Source organism: Streptomyces sp. NPDC046860, from assembly GCF_040645115.1.
In the GTDB taxonomy this organism is placed as follows: domain Bacteria; phylum Actinomycetota; class Actinomycetes; order Streptomycetales; family Streptomycetaceae; genus Streptomyces.
Map to the genome: position 1 here is coordinate 114777 of NZ_JBEYXQ010000013.1, position 17235 is coordinate 132011.

Below are 17235 nucleotides of genomic sequence, written 5' to 3' on the forward strand. Positions count from 1 at the left end.
GCGCCCGGACCTCAGAGCTGGGTCGGCTGGCGGGTGGTGAGCCCGTACTTGGCGGCGATGGCGTTCCACAGCTCGGCCGCCTTCTTCTTCTCCACCGTGGCCGTGCCGCTGGCCTGGCCCGCTGCCTGGGCCTGGTCGGTGACCTTGGCGTGCCCCTTGCCGCAGACCTTCTTGTTCTTGGCCTGCCGGGCCCAGGCCGCGTAGTGGTTGTCCGCCGAGGCCGACGCCTGCCACGCCTTGGTCAGGGCCGAGTTCAGTTCGGCACTGGCGGGCAGCTTGTCCACGGAGAGCTTGCCGAGCCGGGTGACCAGCGCGGCGCGCTGCTGCGCGGCACCGCGCAGGTCGGCGGCGGCCTGGTCCAGGTCCTTGCACTGCTTGATGCGCTCCACCGACTGGATCACGGTGGTGCGGCTGCTGCCGCTGTCGGCGAGCAGCTTGTCCAGCTCGACCGCCTGCGGCTGCGCCGGGTCGGCGGCGGACGCGGACGGCGAGGGCTGCTGGCTGGCCGGGGTGGAGGAGGCGACCGGCCGGTTGTCGTCGCCGTCGTCACCGCCGCCGCTGAGCAGGGCGCCCGCGCCGATGCCGAGCACGATGATGCCGACGCCGACGGCGGCGATCACCGGCAGGCGCGAACCGGTGCGGCCGTCGCGCCGGACGTCGTCGTCGCGGTCCAGCGGGCGGTAGGCGGGCTGGCCCGAGACGACCGGCGCGGTGCGCGGGTCGCCGGCCGGGACGCGGGGCATCTGCTGGGTCGCGCCCTGGGCGGCCCCGGCGCCGTACTGGGCGCCCCGGAAGAGGTTGTCGAACTCGGCGGGCGGCTGCCGGTCGGCGCCGTCGGCACCGGCCTGGTAGGGCGGGATGTACTGGGTGGCCGCCTCGTCCACCGGCTGCTGCGGGTAGCCCTGGTGGCCGTCGTTGCCGGTGGCCTCGGGCGGCAGCGCGCCCGACGCCACCGGGGGTATGTACTGGGTGGCGGCCTGGTCGACGCCGCCCGAGGGGACCGGCGGGAGGTACTGGGTCGCGCCCTCGGGGCCCTGGCCGGGCGGCACCGGCGGCATGTACTGCGTGGCGGCCTCGTCCATCGGAGGCAGCGGCGCGGCCTGCGCCGGGTAGCCGCCGTCGCCCGGGTAGCCCTGCTGCGGGTAGGGCTGGTGGGCGGCGCCGTAGCCCTGCGCCTCGTACGAGGGGCCCTCGGGCGGCATCGGGCCGGGTCCGGCCGGCTGCTCCGGGGTCTGCCACTGCTGGGCGGCGGCCGGGGGCCAGCCCTGGCCCTGCTGGGGCTGCTGTTCCTGGCCGGGACCCCAGGAGCCGCCCCACGCCTGGCCCTCGGGGGGCGCGGCGGGTGCGCCCGTCGTGCCCGGCAGCAGCGGCTCCCCTCCGTCGGAGGGCAGCACGATGCCTTCGTGCGCGGGTCGCGCCGAGGGCTGATCGCCCTGTCCACTCTGCGTCACCGGGACTCCTACGATTGAAGGACGTTCGGAATCGTCGGCTCACGCTACCGGGTCCGCCGAGCCCGGTGCCACGCAGCTCAGGCCCCGAGCGTCCTCCCTGTGACAGCGGTAACAGAACCACCGCCCCGCACGCTGTATTTGGTCCCCCGTCGCGCCCGAGTGCCGTGGCTCACGGGCATCTCGGACGCGACGCCTCCTCAGGCCGCCTGCCGGACGTCGAGCCGCGCCCCGAACTCCCGCACCACCGCCTCGTCCCGGAAGGGCTGCAACCGCTGCTGGAGGTCCTCCAGATACTCGGTGCCCCGCTCGGAGCGGAGCGTCTCCAGAAGTTCCACGGCCTTCGTGCCGGTGCCGCACGCCTGCTCGATCTCGCGCTGCTGCACCTGGGCCGTGGCGAGGAGCACATAGCCGATGGCCCGGCGCCGGGCGCGGGAGGCGGGGTGCCGCTCCAGCGCCTGGCGCGCGTACCGGGCCGCCGCCTCGGCCTGGCCGAGGTCGCGGTGGCAGTGCGCCAACTCGTCGGCGAGGTACGCCTCGTCGAAGTGGGCGATCCACACCGGGTCGTCGCCGTTAGCCGTGTCCGCCCGCTCCAGCGCGGCGATGGCCCGCCCGGCGGACGACTGCGCGGCGCGCACGTCGCCCAGCACGGCGTGCCCGCGCGCCTCGGCCGCGTGGAACATCGACTCCGCGCGCGGGGTGACCCGGCCGCGAGCGCCCTCCTGCGCGGCCCGCGCCAACTGGGCGATCTCCCTGGGGTTCCCGAGCTCGGCGGCCAGGTGGCTCATGGAGGCGGCCAGCACATAGCCGCCGTACCCCCGGTCCCCGGCCGCCTGGGCCAGGCGCAGCGACTGGATGTAGTACCGCTGGGCCAGGCCCGGTTGGCCGGTGTCCACCGCCATGTACCCGGCCAGCTCGGTCAACCGGGCGACCGCCGCGAAGAGTTCACGCCCGACCGCCTCCCGGTACGAGCCCGCGAGCAGCCCGGAGACGACGCTGTTGAGGTAGTGCACGACGACGGGACGGACATGCCCGCTGCCGTACTGGTGGTCGAGGTCGACCAGGGCCTGGGTCATCGAGCGCACCGCCGCGACGTCGGCCTGGCCCACGCGCGGGCCCGCCTGCCGGGCCACCTGGGCGTCCGGCGCGGAGATCAGCCAGTCCCGGCTGGGCTCGACCAGCGCGGAGGCGGCGACCGAGGAGCCGGACAGGAAGTCCCGCCGCCCCACGTCGCTGCGCCACAGCTCGCAGACCTGCTCGATGGCCCCGAGCACCGTCGGCGAGAACTGCAGGCCGACGCCGGAGGCGAGGTTCTTGCCGTTGGCCATGCCGATCTCGTCGATCGTGACCGTACGGCCGAGCTTGCGGCCGAGCGCCTCCGCGATGATCGCCGGGGCGCGTCCGCGCGGCTGCTGGCCGCGCAGCCAGCGGGCCACGGAGGTCTTGTCGTAGCGCAGGTCGAGACCGTGCTCGGCCCCGCACATGTTGACGCGCCGGGCCAGCCCCGCGTTCGAGCACCCCGCTTCCTGGATCAGTGCCTGCAGCCGTTCATTGGGCTGCCTCGCCACTAGCGGCCTCGCGGCCATCCGCTACCCCCTGCGAACCCCTGGAGCGTGAAGATCCCACCGGACGATCCGGTCCTGCAGATCACTTCCCAGTCGACATAGCGTCAATGCGCGACATGTGCGGTTTGCCGGGGTGAACCCGAACGCCCGGCTCCCCCGTGCCCTTCGTGGTTACCCGCACCGCCCGCCCGTTCCTCCCACGCGCCCCCGCCCGTGCTCCCATGCGCCCCGGCCGGTGGAGCGGTGTGCCGCCCCCGCGCGCGGCCGGACCGTAACCCGAGATGGGCACGGGAGTTGAGTGGGTCGTGGACGAGACGACCGCGGGCCCGGACACGGCCCGTATCCCGCCGCAGCGCGCGGAATCGCTGCTGGAGACCGCCGTTGCCTACGCCCAGGAGCGGCACTGGGACGTGCTGGCGGGCAGCTGGCTCGAGGACTGCGGCGGGGCGCGGCGGTGCTCCTGCGGCGACACCGTCTGCCCCGCGCCCGGCGCACACCCCACGCGCCCCGACTGGGCGACGCGGGCGACCGGCAGCACGAGCGTCGTCCGGCGGATGTGGCAGGACCGGCCCACGGCGTCGATCCTGCTGCCGACGGGGCGCACCTTCGACGCGCTGTCCGTGCCGGAGAGCGCGGGGTTCCTGGCGCTGGCCCGGATGCGGCGCCTGGAGCTGGACCTCGGCCCGGTGGCGCTCGCGCCGGACCGGCGGATGCAGTTCTTCGTGCTGCCGGGCGGCGCGGCGAAGGCGCCGGAGCTGGTGCGGCAGCTCGGCTGGGGCGCGGTCGCGCGGGATCTGGTGCCGCTGGGCGAGGGGCGGTACGTGGTCGCGCCGCCGACCCGGGTCGGTTCGCGCGGGGCGGTGCAGTGGGCGTGCCGTCCGACGCCCGCGAACCGGTGGCTGCCGGACGCGGAGGAGCTGATCCCGTCGCTCGCGTACGCCTGCGGCCGGGACGGCTGAAGCCCCTCCGGAGCCGGGGGTTCCGCCGCGCGGGTGCCCCGGACAGGGCCGTCACCGTAGGGTTTCCGTCATGACAGAGGCAGCGGTACGGGTACGGGGACTCTGGAAGCGGTTCGGGCAGCAGGTGGCGGTCGGCGGCGTCGATCTCGATCTGCCGGCCGGGAGGTTCATCGGGCTGGTGGGCCCGAACGGAGCGGGCAAGACGACCACCCTGTCGATGGTGACCGGCCTGCTCCGGCCGGATCAGGGGTCCGTGGAGATCGTCGGGCACGACGTGTGGCAGGACCCGGTGGCGGTGAAGTCCCGGATCGGGGTGCTGCCGGAGGGACTGCGGCTGTTCGAGCGGCTGTCGGGCCGTGAACTGCTGCTCTACTGCGGCCGGTTGCGCGGGCTGCCGGGGGCCGAGGTGGACAAGCGGGCCACCCAGTTGCTGGACGTGCTGGACCTCGCCGGGTCGCAGCACAAGCTGGTCGTCGACTACTCGACCGGCATGCGCAAGAAGATCGGTCTCGCCGCCGCGCTGCTGCACAACCCCGAAGTGCTGTTCCTGGACGAGCCGTTCGAGGGCGTCGACCCGGTCTCCGCGCAGATCATCCGGGGTGTGCTGGAGCGGTACACCGCGTCCGGGGCCACCGTGGTGTTCTCCTCGCACGTGATGGAGCTGGTGGAGTCGCTGTGCGACTGGGTGGCGGTGCTGGCCGCCGGGCGCATCCGGGCGACCGGGACGCTGGCCGAGGTGCGCGGGGAGCATCCCACGCTCCAGGCCGCGTTCCTGGAGCTGGTGGGCGCGAGCGGGCGGGACACCGGGTCCGATCTGGACTGGCTCGGCGGCGGGGCGGTGCGATGACGACCGCGGCACCCGGCTCCACGACCTCCGTACTGGTCCGGCTGAAGCTCTCCCTGCTGCGCAACGGCCTGCGGCAGTCCACCGGGCGGCGGGCCGCGTTCGTCGCCTCCGCCGTCCTGACCCTGCTGTTCGCGCTGCTGCAGCTGCTGGGGTTCGTGGCCCTGCGCTGGCAGGACCATCCCGAGGCCGTCGCGGTGCCCGGGGTGGCCGTGCTGGCGCTGGGCTGGGCGGTGATGCCGCTGTTCTTCCCCGGCGGCGACGAGACGCTGGACCCGACCAGGCTGGTGATGCTGCCGCTGCGGCCCCGGGAGCTGATCCGCGGGCTGCTCGCCGCGTCGCTGGTCGGCATCGGCCCGGCGTTCACCCTGCTGGTGCTGGTGGGCTGCGGGCTGTCGCTGGCCCACGGCGCGGCGGGGTGGCTCTTCGCGGTGGCGGGGGTCGCGCTGGCGCTGCTGACGTGCGTGGCGCTGGCACGGGCGGTCGCGGCGGCCAACGTGAGGCTGCTGACCAGCCGCAAGGGCCGCGATCTGGCCGTGCTGAGCGGGCTGGTGATCGCGATCGGCGCCCAGCTCGTGAACTTCGGTGCTCAGCGCCTCGGTTCGGGCGGACTCGGCCAGCTGCGGCCGGTCGCCGACGTGCTGTCCTGGGTGCCGCCGGCCTCGGCACTGGGCGCGGTGCGCGCGGCGGGCGAGGGGGCGTACGGCACGGCGGTGGCCCAGCTCGCGCTGTGCGCGCTGGCGCTGGTGCTGCTGGTCGGGGCGTGGGCGCGCAGCCTGACCCGGCTGATGACCTCGCCGGACGGTTCCACCGTCCAGGACGCCGACGCCGGCGGCCAGGGCCGCGCCTCGGCCGGACTGGCCCGGCTGCTGCCCGGCGGGCGCACGGGCGCGGTGATGGAGCGGAGCCTGCGCTACGTCTGGCGCGATCCGAAGACCAAGGCGGCCTGGGTGACCTCGCTGGCCATCGGGCTGATCGTGCCGGTGTTCAACGCGATCCAGGGCACCGGCTCGCTGTACTTCGCGTGCTTCGCCTCCGGGATGCTCGGCATCCAGATGTACAACCAGTTCGGGCAGGACACCTCCGCGTTCTGGATGGTGGCCATGACCGTCTCCTCCACGCGGGACGCGTACGCCGAGCTGCGCGGCCGGGCCCTGGCCCTGCTGCTGATCACGCTGCCCTACGCGACGCTCGTCACCGTGGTCACCACCGCCCTGCTGGGCGACTGGTCCCGGCTGCCCGAGGTGCTGGGCCTCTCCCTGGCCCTGCTCGGCGCGATGCTCGCCACCGGCGCCTGGACGTCGGCGCGTTCGCCCTACTCGATACCGCAGGAGGGGCACAAGAACGTCGCCCCCGGCCAGGCGGGCCTCGCCTGGATCTCCATCTTCGGCGGCATGATCGGGGCCGCGCTGCTGTGCTCCCCGGTCATCGCGGCGACGATCTGGCTGAACGTCAGCGCCGGGGGCGACGCCTGGTCCTGGCTGCTGCTCCCGGCGGGCGCGGCCTACGGCACGGCCCTCGCCCTGACGGGGCTGCGCCTGGCGGCGCCGAGGACGGCGGCCCGCCTGCCGGAGATCCTCACGGCGGTGAGCAAGGGGTAGCGCACGCCTCAGGGCGCCTCCAGGTCCCCCAGGAACCGCTCCAGCACCCCCTGCCAGGCGGCAGGCTGGTCGTAGTGGGGGACGTGGCCCGCCTCGGGGATCTCGGCGTAGTGGCCGCGGGGGAGTACCCGGACCATCTCCTGGGCCTCCGCGCGGCCCAGCTCGCCGTCGAGACCGCGGACGACGAGGGCGGGGCAGCGGACCTGGGTGAGTTCGTCCCAGTGGGCGTCGTGGACCCAGGTCTCGCGGGTGCGGAGCATCCGGTCGGGGTCGAAGAGGGGGCGCCAGCCGTCGGCGCACTCGTGCATCACCTCGGCGTAGAAGGCGCCGCGCGCGGGGTCGGGGCGCTCCAGCCGGGGGTCGTCCTCGCCGAACCAGCGCCGGACGTCGGCGAGGGTGGTGAAGGGCAGCGGCCAGGAGCGGAACCAGTCGGCCCACTCGGCCTGCGAGGCGGCGCCCAGCGCGGAGGCGCGCATGTCGCAGATGACGAGGCCGCGCACCAGGTCCGGGCGTCGGGCGGCGAGCTGCCAGGCGGTGAGGGCGCCCATCGCGTGGCCGACCAGCACGGCGGGGGCGAGGGCGAGCTGTTCGAGCGCGGCCTCCGCGTCCTCGACGTACGCCTCGCGGGTGCACGCCTCCTCCGGGGGCCGCTCGCTCTGGCCGTGTCCGCGCTGGTCGAGCGCGACCGCGCGGTGCCGGCCGGCGAGGGCGCGCGCGGTGGGCGCCCAGTGCGCCGCGCGCCCCATCAGACCGTGGAGCAGCAGCACGCTCGGTGTGCCCGGTCCGGTCCCCTCCTTGGGCGGGTCCGCGAACTCCCACGCGGTCAGCCGCACCCCGCCCGCCCCTGCCACCTCGATACGCCGTGCCATCGACCTGGCACCCCCCAGCTCCCGCTGTCGCCGCCGTCTTGTCGCCCGTGGTGCTGTCCGTCGCAGATTATCGAACGTCGATTCGAAAAGAGCGTTCGCTCGCCCAACACCCCTCGTTCGAGTGACACCGGAAGAGGAATGATCCCCACCGCCGGGGGGATCTTCTCTGGCGTGGGGGGACGGACCGCTCGGGGAAAAACGGTCCGGAGGGTCCGACCCTGGGAGCTCGGGGCTCCGGGTCGGTACCGGGGAGGTGAGGCCCCGGCGCCGCGGCGGCGCCGGGGCCTCCTCCGTTCAGCGCTTGGCGACGAACACGTGGGACGCCACGTCGGAGGCCAGCTCGGCCGCCTCACCGCCGCTGCCCACCAGCACGCCCCCGGCCGACTCGGTCACGCTGACCACCGAGCCGGGCTGCACGCCCGCCCGCCGCAGCGTGTACATGAGCTGGGCGTCCGTCTGGATCGGCTCCCCGATCCGGCGCACCACGACCGTCTTGCCGTCCGAGCCGGGGTCCAGCTCAGCGAGCGAGACCATGCCCTCGTCCAGGAACGGGTCGGCCCCGTCCTTCTCGCCCAGCTCCTCGAGCCCCGGGATCGGGTTGCCGTACGGCGACTCGGTGGGGTGGCGCAGCAGTTCCAGCACGCGGCGCTCCACCGCCTCGCTCATCACGTGCTCCCAGCGGCACGCCTCCGCGTGCACCTGCTCCCACTCCAGCCCGATCACGTCCACGAGCAGACACTCGGCCAGCCGGTGCTTGCGCATCACGCGCGTCGCCAGCCTGCGGCCCTCGTCGGTCAGCTCCAGGTGACGGTCGCTGGCCACGGACACCAGTCCGTCCCGCTCCATGCGCGCCACCGTCTGGCTCACGGTCGGCCCGCTCTGGTCGAGCCGTTCCGCGATGCGGGCGCGCATGGGGACGACGCCTTCCTCTTCCAGTTCGAGGATGGTGCGGAGATACATCTCCGTGGTGTCGATCAGTCCGGACATACGTGCCCCTCGATTACCTCTGCCGAAAGCTCACCGCTCTCGGCGCGTGCGCTGGCCCAGGAGTCAATTCTGCCGGATACCACCGACAATCGTGCCGCGCCGGAGAAACAGCGGGAACCGGCCGCCCTTCGGCCGGGAACGGCGGGCCGTATTGACACCGCGCTGGTCCGGACCGCACGGTGATCCGCGACATCGACGCGCGAAGGGGCACCGCATGAGCGACGGTACGCCGGCCGACCTGTTCCTCGACGCCGCGATCGGCCTGCTGCGGCGGGTGCGCGAGGAGGAGAGCGGGGCCATCGCCGCCGCCGGGACCCTGCTCGCCGACACGGTGGAGGCGGGCGGACGGCTCTTCGCCTTCGGCGCCGGCCACTCCTCGCTCCCCGCCCAGGACGTCGTCTACCGCGCGGGCGGTCTCGCCCTGATGAACCTGCTCGCCGTGCCCGGCGTGGTCGGTGTCGACGTCAACCCGGCCGTCCTCGGCTCCGCCCTGGAGCGGGTCGACGGGCTCGCCTCCGCCGTGCTGGACAGCTCGCCGCTGCGCGAGGGCGACGCCCTGGTGATCATCTCGCTGTCCGGCCGCAACGCGCTGCCGGTGGAGATGGCCCAGCACGCCCGGGCGCTCGGCATCAAGGTCATCGGGCTCACCTCGGTCGCCTACGCCGCCGAGACCGCCTCCCGGCACTCCTCGGGCACCTTCCTGAAGGACCACTGCGACGTCGTGCTCGACTCCAAGATCGCGGTCGGGGATGCGGAGCTGACCCTCGACACCGTCCCGGCACCCTTCGCGCCCGCCTCCACGGTCGTCACCTCGGCCCTGATGCAGTCCGTGCTCGCGACGGCCGCCGCCACCCTGGCCGACCGGGGTGTCGAGCCCCCGCTGCTGCGCTCGGGGAACGTGGACGGCGGTCACGCCTGGAACGCCCGGATCATGGAGAAGTACGGCGACCGGATCTTCTACCACCACTAGAACGCCGTCGCCCTGCCGCCTCCGGCGGCTCAGCCCCGCTCGCTCCCGCGCACCGCGTCCGCCAGGTCCAGCGCCGCAGCGATGCGCGCGGCGACCTCTTCCGCGTACGTCGTGTCCGACCGGTCGAAGCCGTCGCGGGACGTGCCGCGCAGGAAGGTCAGTACGCCCAGGGTCCGGCCCCGGCTGCGCAGCGGGGTGCACAGCGCGTGGGCGGTGTCGGCGGGCCAGTGCCGGGTGCGGGCCCAGTCGTGCGCCCGCTGGGCGGGCACCCCGCCGACGTCCGCGCGGACGGTGCCGCCGCGCTCGGTGCAGCGGGGCGCGGGGTGGTCCGGCGCGTAGCGCACGGGCAGGCCGGTGTGGACGTCGGCGCCGGGCGTCCCGGCGGGCGTGGCGGCCAGCCGCTCCAGCCGCACCGTCTCGCCGCGCGTGCCGGCCAGCCGGTCCAGCAGGGCGTGCTCGGCGAAGCCGGCGAGGGCGAACTCCAGGTGGACGACGGCCGCTTCGGCGGGGTCCTCGCACTCGGCGGCGGCACGCGCCGCGCGGTGGAGCTGGTTGGCGCGGAAGCGCAGCAGGGACGCCTCGCGCTCGCCCTGCCGGGCCTCGGTGACGTCCTGGAAGAGCCAGCCGACGCCGAGCGGCACCGGCTCCTGGCCCAGCGGGGAGGCGAGCCGCACGAAGCCGCTGCGCCAGCAGCGCCGCCGCTCCCCCTCGGCCGAGCGCACGGTCACCCACAGCTCGATCGGTCCGGGCGGGGCGCCTTCGGCCAACACATGGGTGAGCGCGTTCTCCAGCTCCTCCACGCCCTGCGCGAGCAGTTCGCCCAGCGGGCGTCCGAGCGCGGCGGTGCGCCCCACGCCAAGAGAGCGGGCGGCGTAGGCGTTGACGACGGCCGGGCGCAGGTCGGCGTCGATGAGGACGACGCCCCAGGACGCGTCCTCGAACAGGGCCTCGCTCAGCGCGATGGAGCGCTCCAGGTCGATCTGGGTGTGCACCTCGCTGAAGGCGCAGTACAGGCCCGCCGGACGGCCGTCGGAGCCGCGTACGGCGGCGGACTGGGTGCGCACCAGGACGCGCCGCCCGTCCTTGGTGACCAGGGCGAACTCGTGGACCTGACGGCCGGGGGCGCGCATCGCCGCCCGCAGCCGCTGCCGCAGTTCCCCGGCGTCGGCGGTGCGCACCGCCCATCCGTCGAAGCCGGGCCGGCCTACCGCCTCGGCGGCGCTCCAGCCCAGGATGCGTGTCGCCTCGCGGTTCCAGTGGGTGACGGTGCCGTCGGCGTCGAAGGCGCACAGGGCGGCGTCCATGCCGTCCAGCAGGGCGGCGAGCAGGTCGGCGCCGGCCGGTTCCTCCGGTCCCAGCTCGTCGGTGGTCCCACTGCGCCGGGAAGCACTCACCCTGGTCCCCCTTGCACGATCCGTCCGGCTGACGGCGTCGATGGTCATTCAACTCGACCGTGACCCAGCCCACACGTCGTTCCGCCAGATTGCGGCGGTGAAAATCGCTTGAACCGCGGGTGCCCGCTTCCTAGGCTGACAGCACACGGAAGGGAGGTGGTTCGGCAGATGTACGGAAACCGGACGCGTGAGGTGGCTGCGGGCTAGCGGCCCGTCACCCCACCTAGTGCGGTGCCGGACCAGCGCGTGATCGACGCGTGCGGCCGGCCCAATCCCAGGCAGTCACCCGACCCGCGAGTTCGCCGGCACGTCCGGCCGGCTCCCCCGCCTCACGGCGGCGGAACCCGAACTCGCGGGTCGCTTCCGTGTGTGCACCCTCTAGGGGCTCAGCCGGTCCGTCGTCCAGGAGCCGTCCGGCGTGGCGGTGTAGCGGAGCCGGTCGTGCAGCCGGTTCTCCCGGCCCTGCCAGAACTCCACGGTGTCGGGCGCGACCCGGAATCCGCCCCAGTTCTCCGGCAGCGGCACCTCCTCGCCCTCGGGGTAGCGGGCGGCGAGGTCGGCGTAGGCGTCGTCCAGGACGTCGCGCGAGCCGATCACCGTGGACTGGGCGCTGGCCCAGGCGCCGAGCCGGGAGCCGTGCGGGCGGCTGCGGAAGTAGGCGGCGGTCTCCTCGCGGCCGGTGCGCCGGGCGACCCCGCCGACGATCACCTGCCGGGCGACGGGGTGCCAGGGGAAGAGCAGCGAGACGTACGGATTCTGCGCGAGGTCACGTGCCTTGCGGGAGCCGTAGTTGGTGTAGAAGACGAAACCGTCGCTGTCGTAGCCCTTCATCAGGACCGTGCGGGAGCTGGGGCGGCCGTCCGGGCCCACGGTGGAGACGACCATGGCGTTGGGTTCGTAGAGCGTGCCCAGGACGGCGGCGCGGGCCGCGTCCTGGAACCAGCGGGCGAACTGGTCCATCGGGTGGGAGGCGAGTTCCTCCTCGCCCAGCCCGCGCGCCTGGTACTGCTTGCGCATGAACGCGGGATCTACGGCCGGGTCGGGCAGCGGTGTGCGATCGCGGTCGGTCACCCGGTCATCCTGCCGCATCGCACGAACGTGGCACTCAGTGCCGCGGGGGCTCCCCAAGAGTGGCACTCAGGGCTATCGTGCTGTTTCCGCCCCCGTTTCGGGTGACCCCCTTGCGCGTGGGGCAGTACCGGTGATGACCGCCACCGACCCAGACTGAGGAGCCGCCTTATGTCCGCGTTCGTACCCGGACTAGAGGGAGTCGTCGCGTTCGAGACCGAGATCGCCGAACCGGACAAGGAGGGCGGGTCCCTCCGCTACCGGGGCGTCGACATCGAGGACCTCGTGGGAAACGTGTCCTTCGGGAACGTGTGGGGGCTGCTGGTGGACGGCGCCTTCGCGCCCGGCCTGCCGGCCGCCGAGCCGTTCCCCATCCCCGTGCACTCCGGTGACATCCGGGTGGACGTGCAGTCCGCGCTCGCCATGCTGGCGCCGGTGTGGGGGCTGCGGCCGCTGCTGGACATCGACGCCGAGGAGGCCCGGGACGACCTCGCCCGCGCCGCCGTCATGGCGCTGTCCTACGTCGCCCAGTCCGCGCGCGGGCAGGGGCTGCCGATGGTGCCGCAGCGGGAGATCGACAAGGCCAGGTCCGTCGTGGAGCGGTTCATGATCCGCTGGCGCGGGGAGCCCGACCCCAAGCACGTCGCCGCCGTCGACGCGTACTGGACCTCCGCCGCCGAGCACGGCATGAACGCCTCCACCTTCACCGCCCGGGTGATCGCCTCCACCGGCGCGGACGTCGCCGCCGCGCTGTCGGGCGCCGTCGGGGCGATGTCGGGTCCGCTGCACGGCGGCGCGCCGTCCCGCGTGCTCGGGATGATCGAGGAGATCGAGCGCACCGGGGACGCCGTCGGGTTCGTCAAGAAGGCCCTGGACCGGGGTGAGCGCCTGATGGGGTTCGGGCACCGGGTCTACCGGGCCGAGGACCCGCGCGCCCGCGTGCTGCGGCGCACCGCCCGCGAGCTGGGCGCTCCGCGGTTCGAGATCGCCGAGGCGCTGGAGAAGGCGGCACTGGAGGAACTGCACAACCGGCGGCCGGACCGCGTGCTGGCCACCAACGTGGAGTTCTGGGCGGCCATCATGCTCGACTTCGCCGAAGTTCCCTCGCACATGTTCACTTCTATGTTCACGTGTGCGCGGACTGCCGGGTGGTCGGCGCACATTCTTGAGCAGAAGCGGACGGGGCGGCTTGTGCGGCCCTCTGCGGAATATGTGGGGCCTGGGACTCGGAAGCCTTCTGATATTTCCGGGTTCGAGAATATCGCCCACTGAGTGGGGTGGTTGGGGCGCGGGGCGGCTGACTCGCCCGTTGCGGCTGGTCGCGCAGTTCCCCGCGCCCCTAAAAACGGCACACTTTACGCGGGCGTCAGCAGATCCGCGTGGTGTCTTTCCGCCACCAGCGGGTGCGCGCGGAGCTTTCCCTTCAGTTCGTTGTAGCCGTATTCCGCGTACAGCGGGTTCGACGGGTCTGTCGATATGCCTCGGGCCTTTTCCGCGTGCGGGAAAGGCAGCGGGGCTATTTTCGCGTCCAGGGCCGGGTTGTAGAAGAAGGGGACCGAGAAGCGTTCCGTGGCCGCGGGCGGGCTGACCACGCGGTGGTTGGTGGCCACCAGGTATCCGTTGGTGGCCACCTCCAGGAGTTCGCCCAGGTTGACCACGAACGCGTCCTCCAGGGGCGGGACTTCGTGGAAGCGGCCGTCGGCGCGCTGGACCTGGAGGCCGCCGACCGCGTCCTGGAGGAGCAGGGTCAGGAAGCCGTAGTCCTTGTGGGCGCCGACCCCCTGGTCGGTGCCGTCGCCCGCGCTGCCGGGGTAGCGGACCAGCTTGAGGTGCGGGTGGGCGCGCTCGCCGAAGACCGGGTCGTAGAAGCCGGCCGGGGCGCCGATGGCGGTGAGCAGCTCGCGCAGCAGACGCTGGGCGACCGTGCTGAGCTTCTCGACCCAGGCGAGCGCGGCGGTCCGCAGCTCGGGCAGGGCGGCCGGCCACTGGTTGGGGCCCTGGAGCCACCAGTACGGCGGCTCGCCGGGACCGGGTACGCGGGCCGGGCGTTCGGCGCCGATGTCGAGCTGGTCGCGCCAGTCGCGGGCCCCGCCGGTGCGCTCGTCGCCGGTGCGGGTGTAGCCCCGGAAGTGCGGGGAGTTGACGTTGTCCAGGGCGAGCCGGTCGGCCTCGGGCAGCGCGAAGAAGGCGCGCATGGCCGAGGTCAGGGCGTCGGTCTCGGCCCGGGTCACGCCGTGCCCGGTCAGCTGGAAGAAGCCCACGTCGTGGGCGGCGCTGTGCAGCCGGGCGTGGAAGAGTGCCCGCTCCTCGGGGCCGCGGTCGGCGGCCGAGAGGTCGATGATCGGGAGCTGGGCGTACGACGGGTCCGTCGCATGATTCGTCATGGTGCGTCCGCGAGGTGTACGGGGCACGGGCAGCCGCGAGGGGTGTGGCGGCCCCCTGGTGCCGGACGAGGAAAGAAGAGAGACGAGAAGGGGGCTGGATCAGGCGGAACGCCGACAGCCCATGCTCGTGACGCGCACGTAGTCCACGTGTCGGCGTCGAACGAGCATCGGAAGCATGGGCCCAGAGTACTGCGGGCCTTCGATTTCGAGTGTGACGCCGGTCACCCCTCGGCTCCTGGCTCAGCCGAGGGCGTCGTCCAGCAGCGCCGCCCACTGGGCCACGACCCGCTCGCGGCGGGCGGTGTCGTCGGTGAGCAGGGTGGCGAGGCCGAGGCCGCGCGCCATGTCGAGCAGGCCCTGCACGCTCTCGCGCACACCGGGCCGGGACTCGTCGGCGCCGAGGAGTTCCACCGCGATCCGGTGGCTCTCCCGGCCGACCCGGGCCTCCAGCTCGGTCACCCGGCCGCGGAGCTGCTCCTCGTTGGCGGCGGCCACCCAGAGCTGGAGCGCGGCCCTGAAGAGCGGGCCGGTGTAGAGGCCGACGAGGGCGCGGACCACGGCCCCGCGGTCGCCGGCCCCCTCCGGGAACAGATCCCGCAACGCGCCGGAGCGGCGTTCGGCGACGTACTCGACGGCCGCCGTGAACAGGTCCTCGCGGGTGGGGAAGTGGTGCTGGGCCGCGCCCCGCGAGACGCCCGCGCGCTCGGCGACGACCGAGACCGTGGAGCCCGCCCAGCCGTGCTCGGCGAGGCAGGCCACGGCGGCCTCCAGCAGCCGCAGCCGGGTGGCCCGGCTGCGGTCCTGCTTGGGTACGCGGTCGCGTTCCGCCGTACTCACACCACCCATGCCGCATCCCGTCTTTCCAGGAAGGCCGTCATCCCCTCCCGCGCCTCGGGGGCGGAGAACAGCCGGGCCGAGAGCGCGGCGAGCTGAGCCGCGTCCCGGTCGAAGGTCTCCAGCACCCTAGCCGTGAGCAGGCTCTTCGTCGCGGCCAGGGCGTCGGGCGACGACCGGCGCAGACCGTCCAGGACGGGGGCGAGGGCGTCGTCCACGTCGTCGCCGGTGAGGGTGAGCAGGCCCAGCCGTACCGCCTCGGCGGGGCCGAAGCGCTCGCCGGTGAGGTAGTACCGGGCCAGCTCGCGCGGGTCGGCGCGCGGGAGCAGCGGCAGGGAGATCACCGCCGGGGCGACCCCGATGCGGACCTCGGTGAAGGCGAACGTGGCCCCGGCCGAGGCGGCCGCGATGTCACAGGCGCCCACCAGCCCGAGCCCGCCCGCTCGGACGTGCCCGGCGATCCGGGCGACCACCGGCTTGGGCAGCTCCACGAGTTGCCGCAGCAGGCCCACGAAGGCGTCCGGGCGGGGCGGGTCGCGCAGGTCGGCCCCGGCGCAGAAGGTGGTGCCGGTGTGGGTGAGCACGACCGCCCGTACTCCGGGGTCCTTCGCGCAGTCGGCCAGGGCCTCGGCGAGTTCGGCGACCAGGGGCGCGGAGAGGGCGTTGCGGGTGTCCGGGGAGTCGAGGCTCAGCGTCTCCACGGCACGGTCGCGGGTGCGTCCGACGAGGGTCATGGGCGCAGCTCCCGCCGCAGGATCTTGCCGGAGGCGGCGCGGGGGACGCCGTCGGTGAAGGTGACGCCGCGCACCCGCTTGTACGGCGCGACGCGCTCCCCCACGTACAGCATGACGTCGTTGGCGCTGAGGTCCGGCGACGTGGGCTGGCGGACGACGAAGGCGTGCGGTGCCTCGTTGCCGTCCTCGTCGACGACGCCGATGACGGCCGCGTCCGCGATGCCGGGGTGGGTGAGCAGCAGGGCCTCCAGTTCGGCGGGGGCCACCTGGAACCCCTTGTACTTGATGAGTTCCTTCACCCGGTCCACCACGAACAGCCAGCCCTCGTCGTCCACTTGACCGACGTCGCCGGTGTGCAGCCAGCCGTCGGTGTCGATCAGCGCGGCCGTGGCGTCGGGGCGGCCCAGATAGCCCTTCATGATCTGCGGGCCCCGGATGAGGATCTCGCCGCGCTCGCCGGGGCCGAGGTCCTTGCCCGGGTCGTCCAGGGAGACGATCCGCATCTCGGTGCCGGCGACGAGCCTGCCGACCGTGCCGGGCGGCGCGTCGCGCAGCTGGGCGAGCGGGACGACATGGGTGCCGGGCGACAGCTCCGTCATGCCGTACGCCTGCCCCAGCGGCGGCAGCCCCAGCCGGTCGGCGCAGGCCGCGGCGAGGGTCGCGTCCAGCGGGGCGGCGGCGCTGATCACGTACTTCAGCGAGGAGAGGTCGTACCGGGCGACCGAGGGGTGCTTGGCGAGGGCGAGCACGATCGGCGGGGCGACGTACAGGCCGGTGATGCGGTGGGTCTCGATCGCCGCGAGGAAGGTGTCCAGTTCGAAGCGGGGCAGCACGACCACCGTGGCGCCCTTGCGCAGGGGCGCGTTCATCAGGGCGGTCAAGCCGTATATGTGGAAGAACGGGAGTACGGCGAGGATGCGCTCGCCGGGCTCCACCGTGACGGCGGGCTCCAGCTGGGCGAGGTTGGTGGCGATCTGCCGGTGGGTGAGCATGACGCCCTTGGGGGTGCCGGTGGTCCCGGAGGAGTACGGCAGCGCGGCCACGTCCTCGGCGGGGTCGACGGCGATGTCCGGCTCGGGGGCGCCGGTGGCGAGCAGCTCGGTCAGCGAGCGGTGGCCGGGCGCGTGGTCGCAGACGAAGATCTCCCGTACCCCGCCCGCGAGTTCGGCGGCTCTGCGGGCCGTCGGCAGCAGGGGCGAGACGGTGATCAGCCAGCGGGCCGAACTGTCCGCGAGCTGCTTGGCCAGCTCCTCCGGGGTGTGCAGCGGGTGCGCGGTGGTGACGGTGGCGCCCGCGCGGGTGGCCGCGTAGAACGCGAGCGGGAAGGCGATGGTGTTGGGGCTGTGCAGGGCGAGCACGTCCCCCTTGCGCACCCCGGCTTCCGCGAGCGCGGCGCTCAGTCTCCTGTGCAGGGAGTCGAGTTGGGCGTAGGTGAGGGTGGTGCCGTCCACGCCGTCGATCAGCGCGGGCCGGTCCCCGTGGGCGGCGGCTCCGCCCAGGACGGCGTCATGGATGGGCTGTTCGACGTGCGGGACCCCGGCGTACGGGCTGTGGAACACGGTTCCTCCGAACGTCGGT

Annotated in this window: 15 protein-coding genes; 5 read left to right on the forward strand and 10 right to left on the reverse strand. The window is 73.8% G+C overall.

What is annotated here, in order from left to right:
* Positions 1-11: 11 nt before the first annotated feature.
* Positions 12-1451: a hypothetical protein gene (locus tag ABZ898_RS20205; RefSeq protein WP_361660384.1), complete on the reverse strand. Its 1440-nt coding sequence runs from the start codon at positions 1449-1451 to the stop codon at positions 12-14.
* Between the two features lie 197 nt (positions 1452-1648).
* The gene (locus ABZ898_RS20210) at positions 1649-3034 is read right to left on the reverse strand and encodes a transcriptional regulator (RefSeq protein WP_361660387.1); all 1386 of its coding nucleotides are present in this window, start codon (positions 3032-3034) and stop codon (positions 1649-1651) included.
* Positions 3035-3294: 260 nt separating this feature from the next.
* On the opposite strand from ABZ898_RS20210, the gene ABZ898_RS20215 reads away from it, so the two are divergent.
* The 3 genes from ABZ898_RS20215 (at position 3295) to ABZ898_RS20225 (ending at position 6417) form a co-directional block, all read left to right on the forward strand.
* Positions 3295-3972, forward strand: a complete 678-nt coding sequence (locus ABZ898_RS20215; RefSeq protein WP_361660390.1) for a bifunctional DNA primase/polymerase — start codon at positions 3295-3297, stop codon at positions 3970-3972.
* Positions 3973-4042: 70 nt separating this feature from the next.
* Positions 4043-4819, forward strand: coding sequence for an ABC transporter ATP-binding protein (locus ABZ898_RS20220; protein ID WP_361660393.1), 777 nt, complete (start codon positions 4043-4045; stop codon positions 4817-4819).
* Positions 4816-6417, forward strand: coding sequence for a transporter (locus ABZ898_RS20225; protein WP_361660396.1), 1602 nt, complete (start codon positions 4816-4818; stop codon positions 6415-6417). The genes ABZ898_RS20220 and ABZ898_RS20225 overlap by 4 nt, the downstream gene beginning before the upstream one ends.
* An 8-nt stretch (positions 6418-6425) precedes the next feature.
* Here the strand turns inward: ABZ898_RS20225 and ABZ898_RS20230 are convergent, their stop codons facing one another.
* Together ABZ898_RS20230 and ABZ898_RS20235 are read right to left on the reverse strand one after the other, a co-directional pair.
* Entirely contained in the window at positions 6426-7286 is an 861-nt protein-coding gene (locus tag ABZ898_RS20230) for an alpha/beta hydrolase (protein WP_361660399.1), read from the reverse strand.
* Between the two features lie 294 nt (positions 7287-7580).
* Positions 7581-8273 carry a metal-dependent transcriptional regulator gene (locus tag ABZ898_RS20235; RefSeq protein WP_086689846.1) on the reverse strand — a complete coding sequence of 231 codons (693 nt, stop codon included), beginning with the start codon at positions 8271-8273 and terminating at the stop codon, positions 7581-7583.
* Positions 8274-8487: 214 nt separating this feature from the next.
* Between ABZ898_RS20235 and ABZ898_RS20240 the strand changes: the two genes are divergently transcribed.
* Positions 8488-9243 (forward strand): SIS domain-containing protein, encoded by a 756-nt coding sequence (locus ABZ898_RS20240; protein ID WP_361660401.1) that lies wholly within the window; start codon positions 8488-8490, stop codon positions 9241-9243.
* Between the two features lie 29 nt (positions 9244-9272).
* Here ABZ898_RS20240 and ABZ898_RS20245 read toward each other — a convergent pair whose 3' ends face one another.
* Together ABZ898_RS20245 and pdxH are read right to left on the reverse strand one after the other, a co-directional pair.
* Positions 9273-10637, reverse strand: a complete 1365-nt coding sequence (locus ABZ898_RS20245) for a PAS domain-containing protein (RefSeq protein ID WP_361660404.1) — start codon at positions 10635-10637, stop codon at positions 9273-9275.
* Positions 10638-11015: 378 nt separating this feature from the next.
* Positions 11016-11726: a pyridoxamine 5'-phosphate oxidase gene (pdxH, locus tag ABZ898_RS20250; RefSeq protein ID WP_361660407.1), complete on the reverse strand. Its 711-nt coding sequence runs from the start codon at positions 11724-11726 to the stop codon at positions 11016-11018.
* A gap of 150 nt (positions 11727-11876) precedes the next feature.
* Between pdxH and ABZ898_RS20255 the strand changes: the two genes are divergently transcribed.
* Entirely contained in the window at positions 11877-12977 is a 1101-nt protein-coding gene (locus tag ABZ898_RS20255; RefSeq protein WP_361660409.1) for a citrate synthase 2, read from the forward strand.
* 83 nt (positions 12978-13060) lie between these two features.
* Here the strand turns inward: ABZ898_RS20255 and ABZ898_RS20260 are convergent, their stop codons facing one another.
* The 4 genes from ABZ898_RS20260 to ABZ898_RS20275 form a co-directional block, all read right to left on the reverse strand.
* Positions 13061-14089, reverse strand: coding sequence for a 2-oxoglutarate and iron-dependent oxygenase domain-containing protein (locus ABZ898_RS20260; protein WP_361660412.1), 1029 nt, complete (start codon positions 14087-14089; stop codon positions 13061-13063).
* A gap of 240 nt (positions 14090-14329) precedes the next feature.
* The gene (locus ABZ898_RS20265; RefSeq protein WP_361660414.1) at positions 14330-14935 is read right to left on the reverse strand and encodes a TetR/AcrR family transcriptional regulator; all 606 of its coding nucleotides are present in this window, start codon (positions 14933-14935) and stop codon (positions 14330-14332) included.
* A complete protein-coding gene (locus ABZ898_RS20270) occupies positions 14923-15657 on the reverse strand; it encodes an enoyl-CoA hydratase family protein (RefSeq protein ID WP_361660416.1) in 735 nt (244 codons plus the stop codon). Before ABZ898_RS20270 ends, ABZ898_RS20265 begins: the two co-directional genes overlap by 13 nt.
* The gene (locus tag ABZ898_RS20275) at positions 15654-17216 is read right to left on the reverse strand and encodes a 4-coumarate--CoA ligase family protein (protein ID WP_361660419.1); all 1563 of its coding nucleotides are present in this window, start codon (positions 17214-17216) and stop codon (positions 15654-15656) included. Before ABZ898_RS20275 ends, ABZ898_RS20270 begins: the two co-directional genes overlap by 4 nt.
* Between the last annotated feature and the right edge of the window lie 19 nt (positions 17217-17235).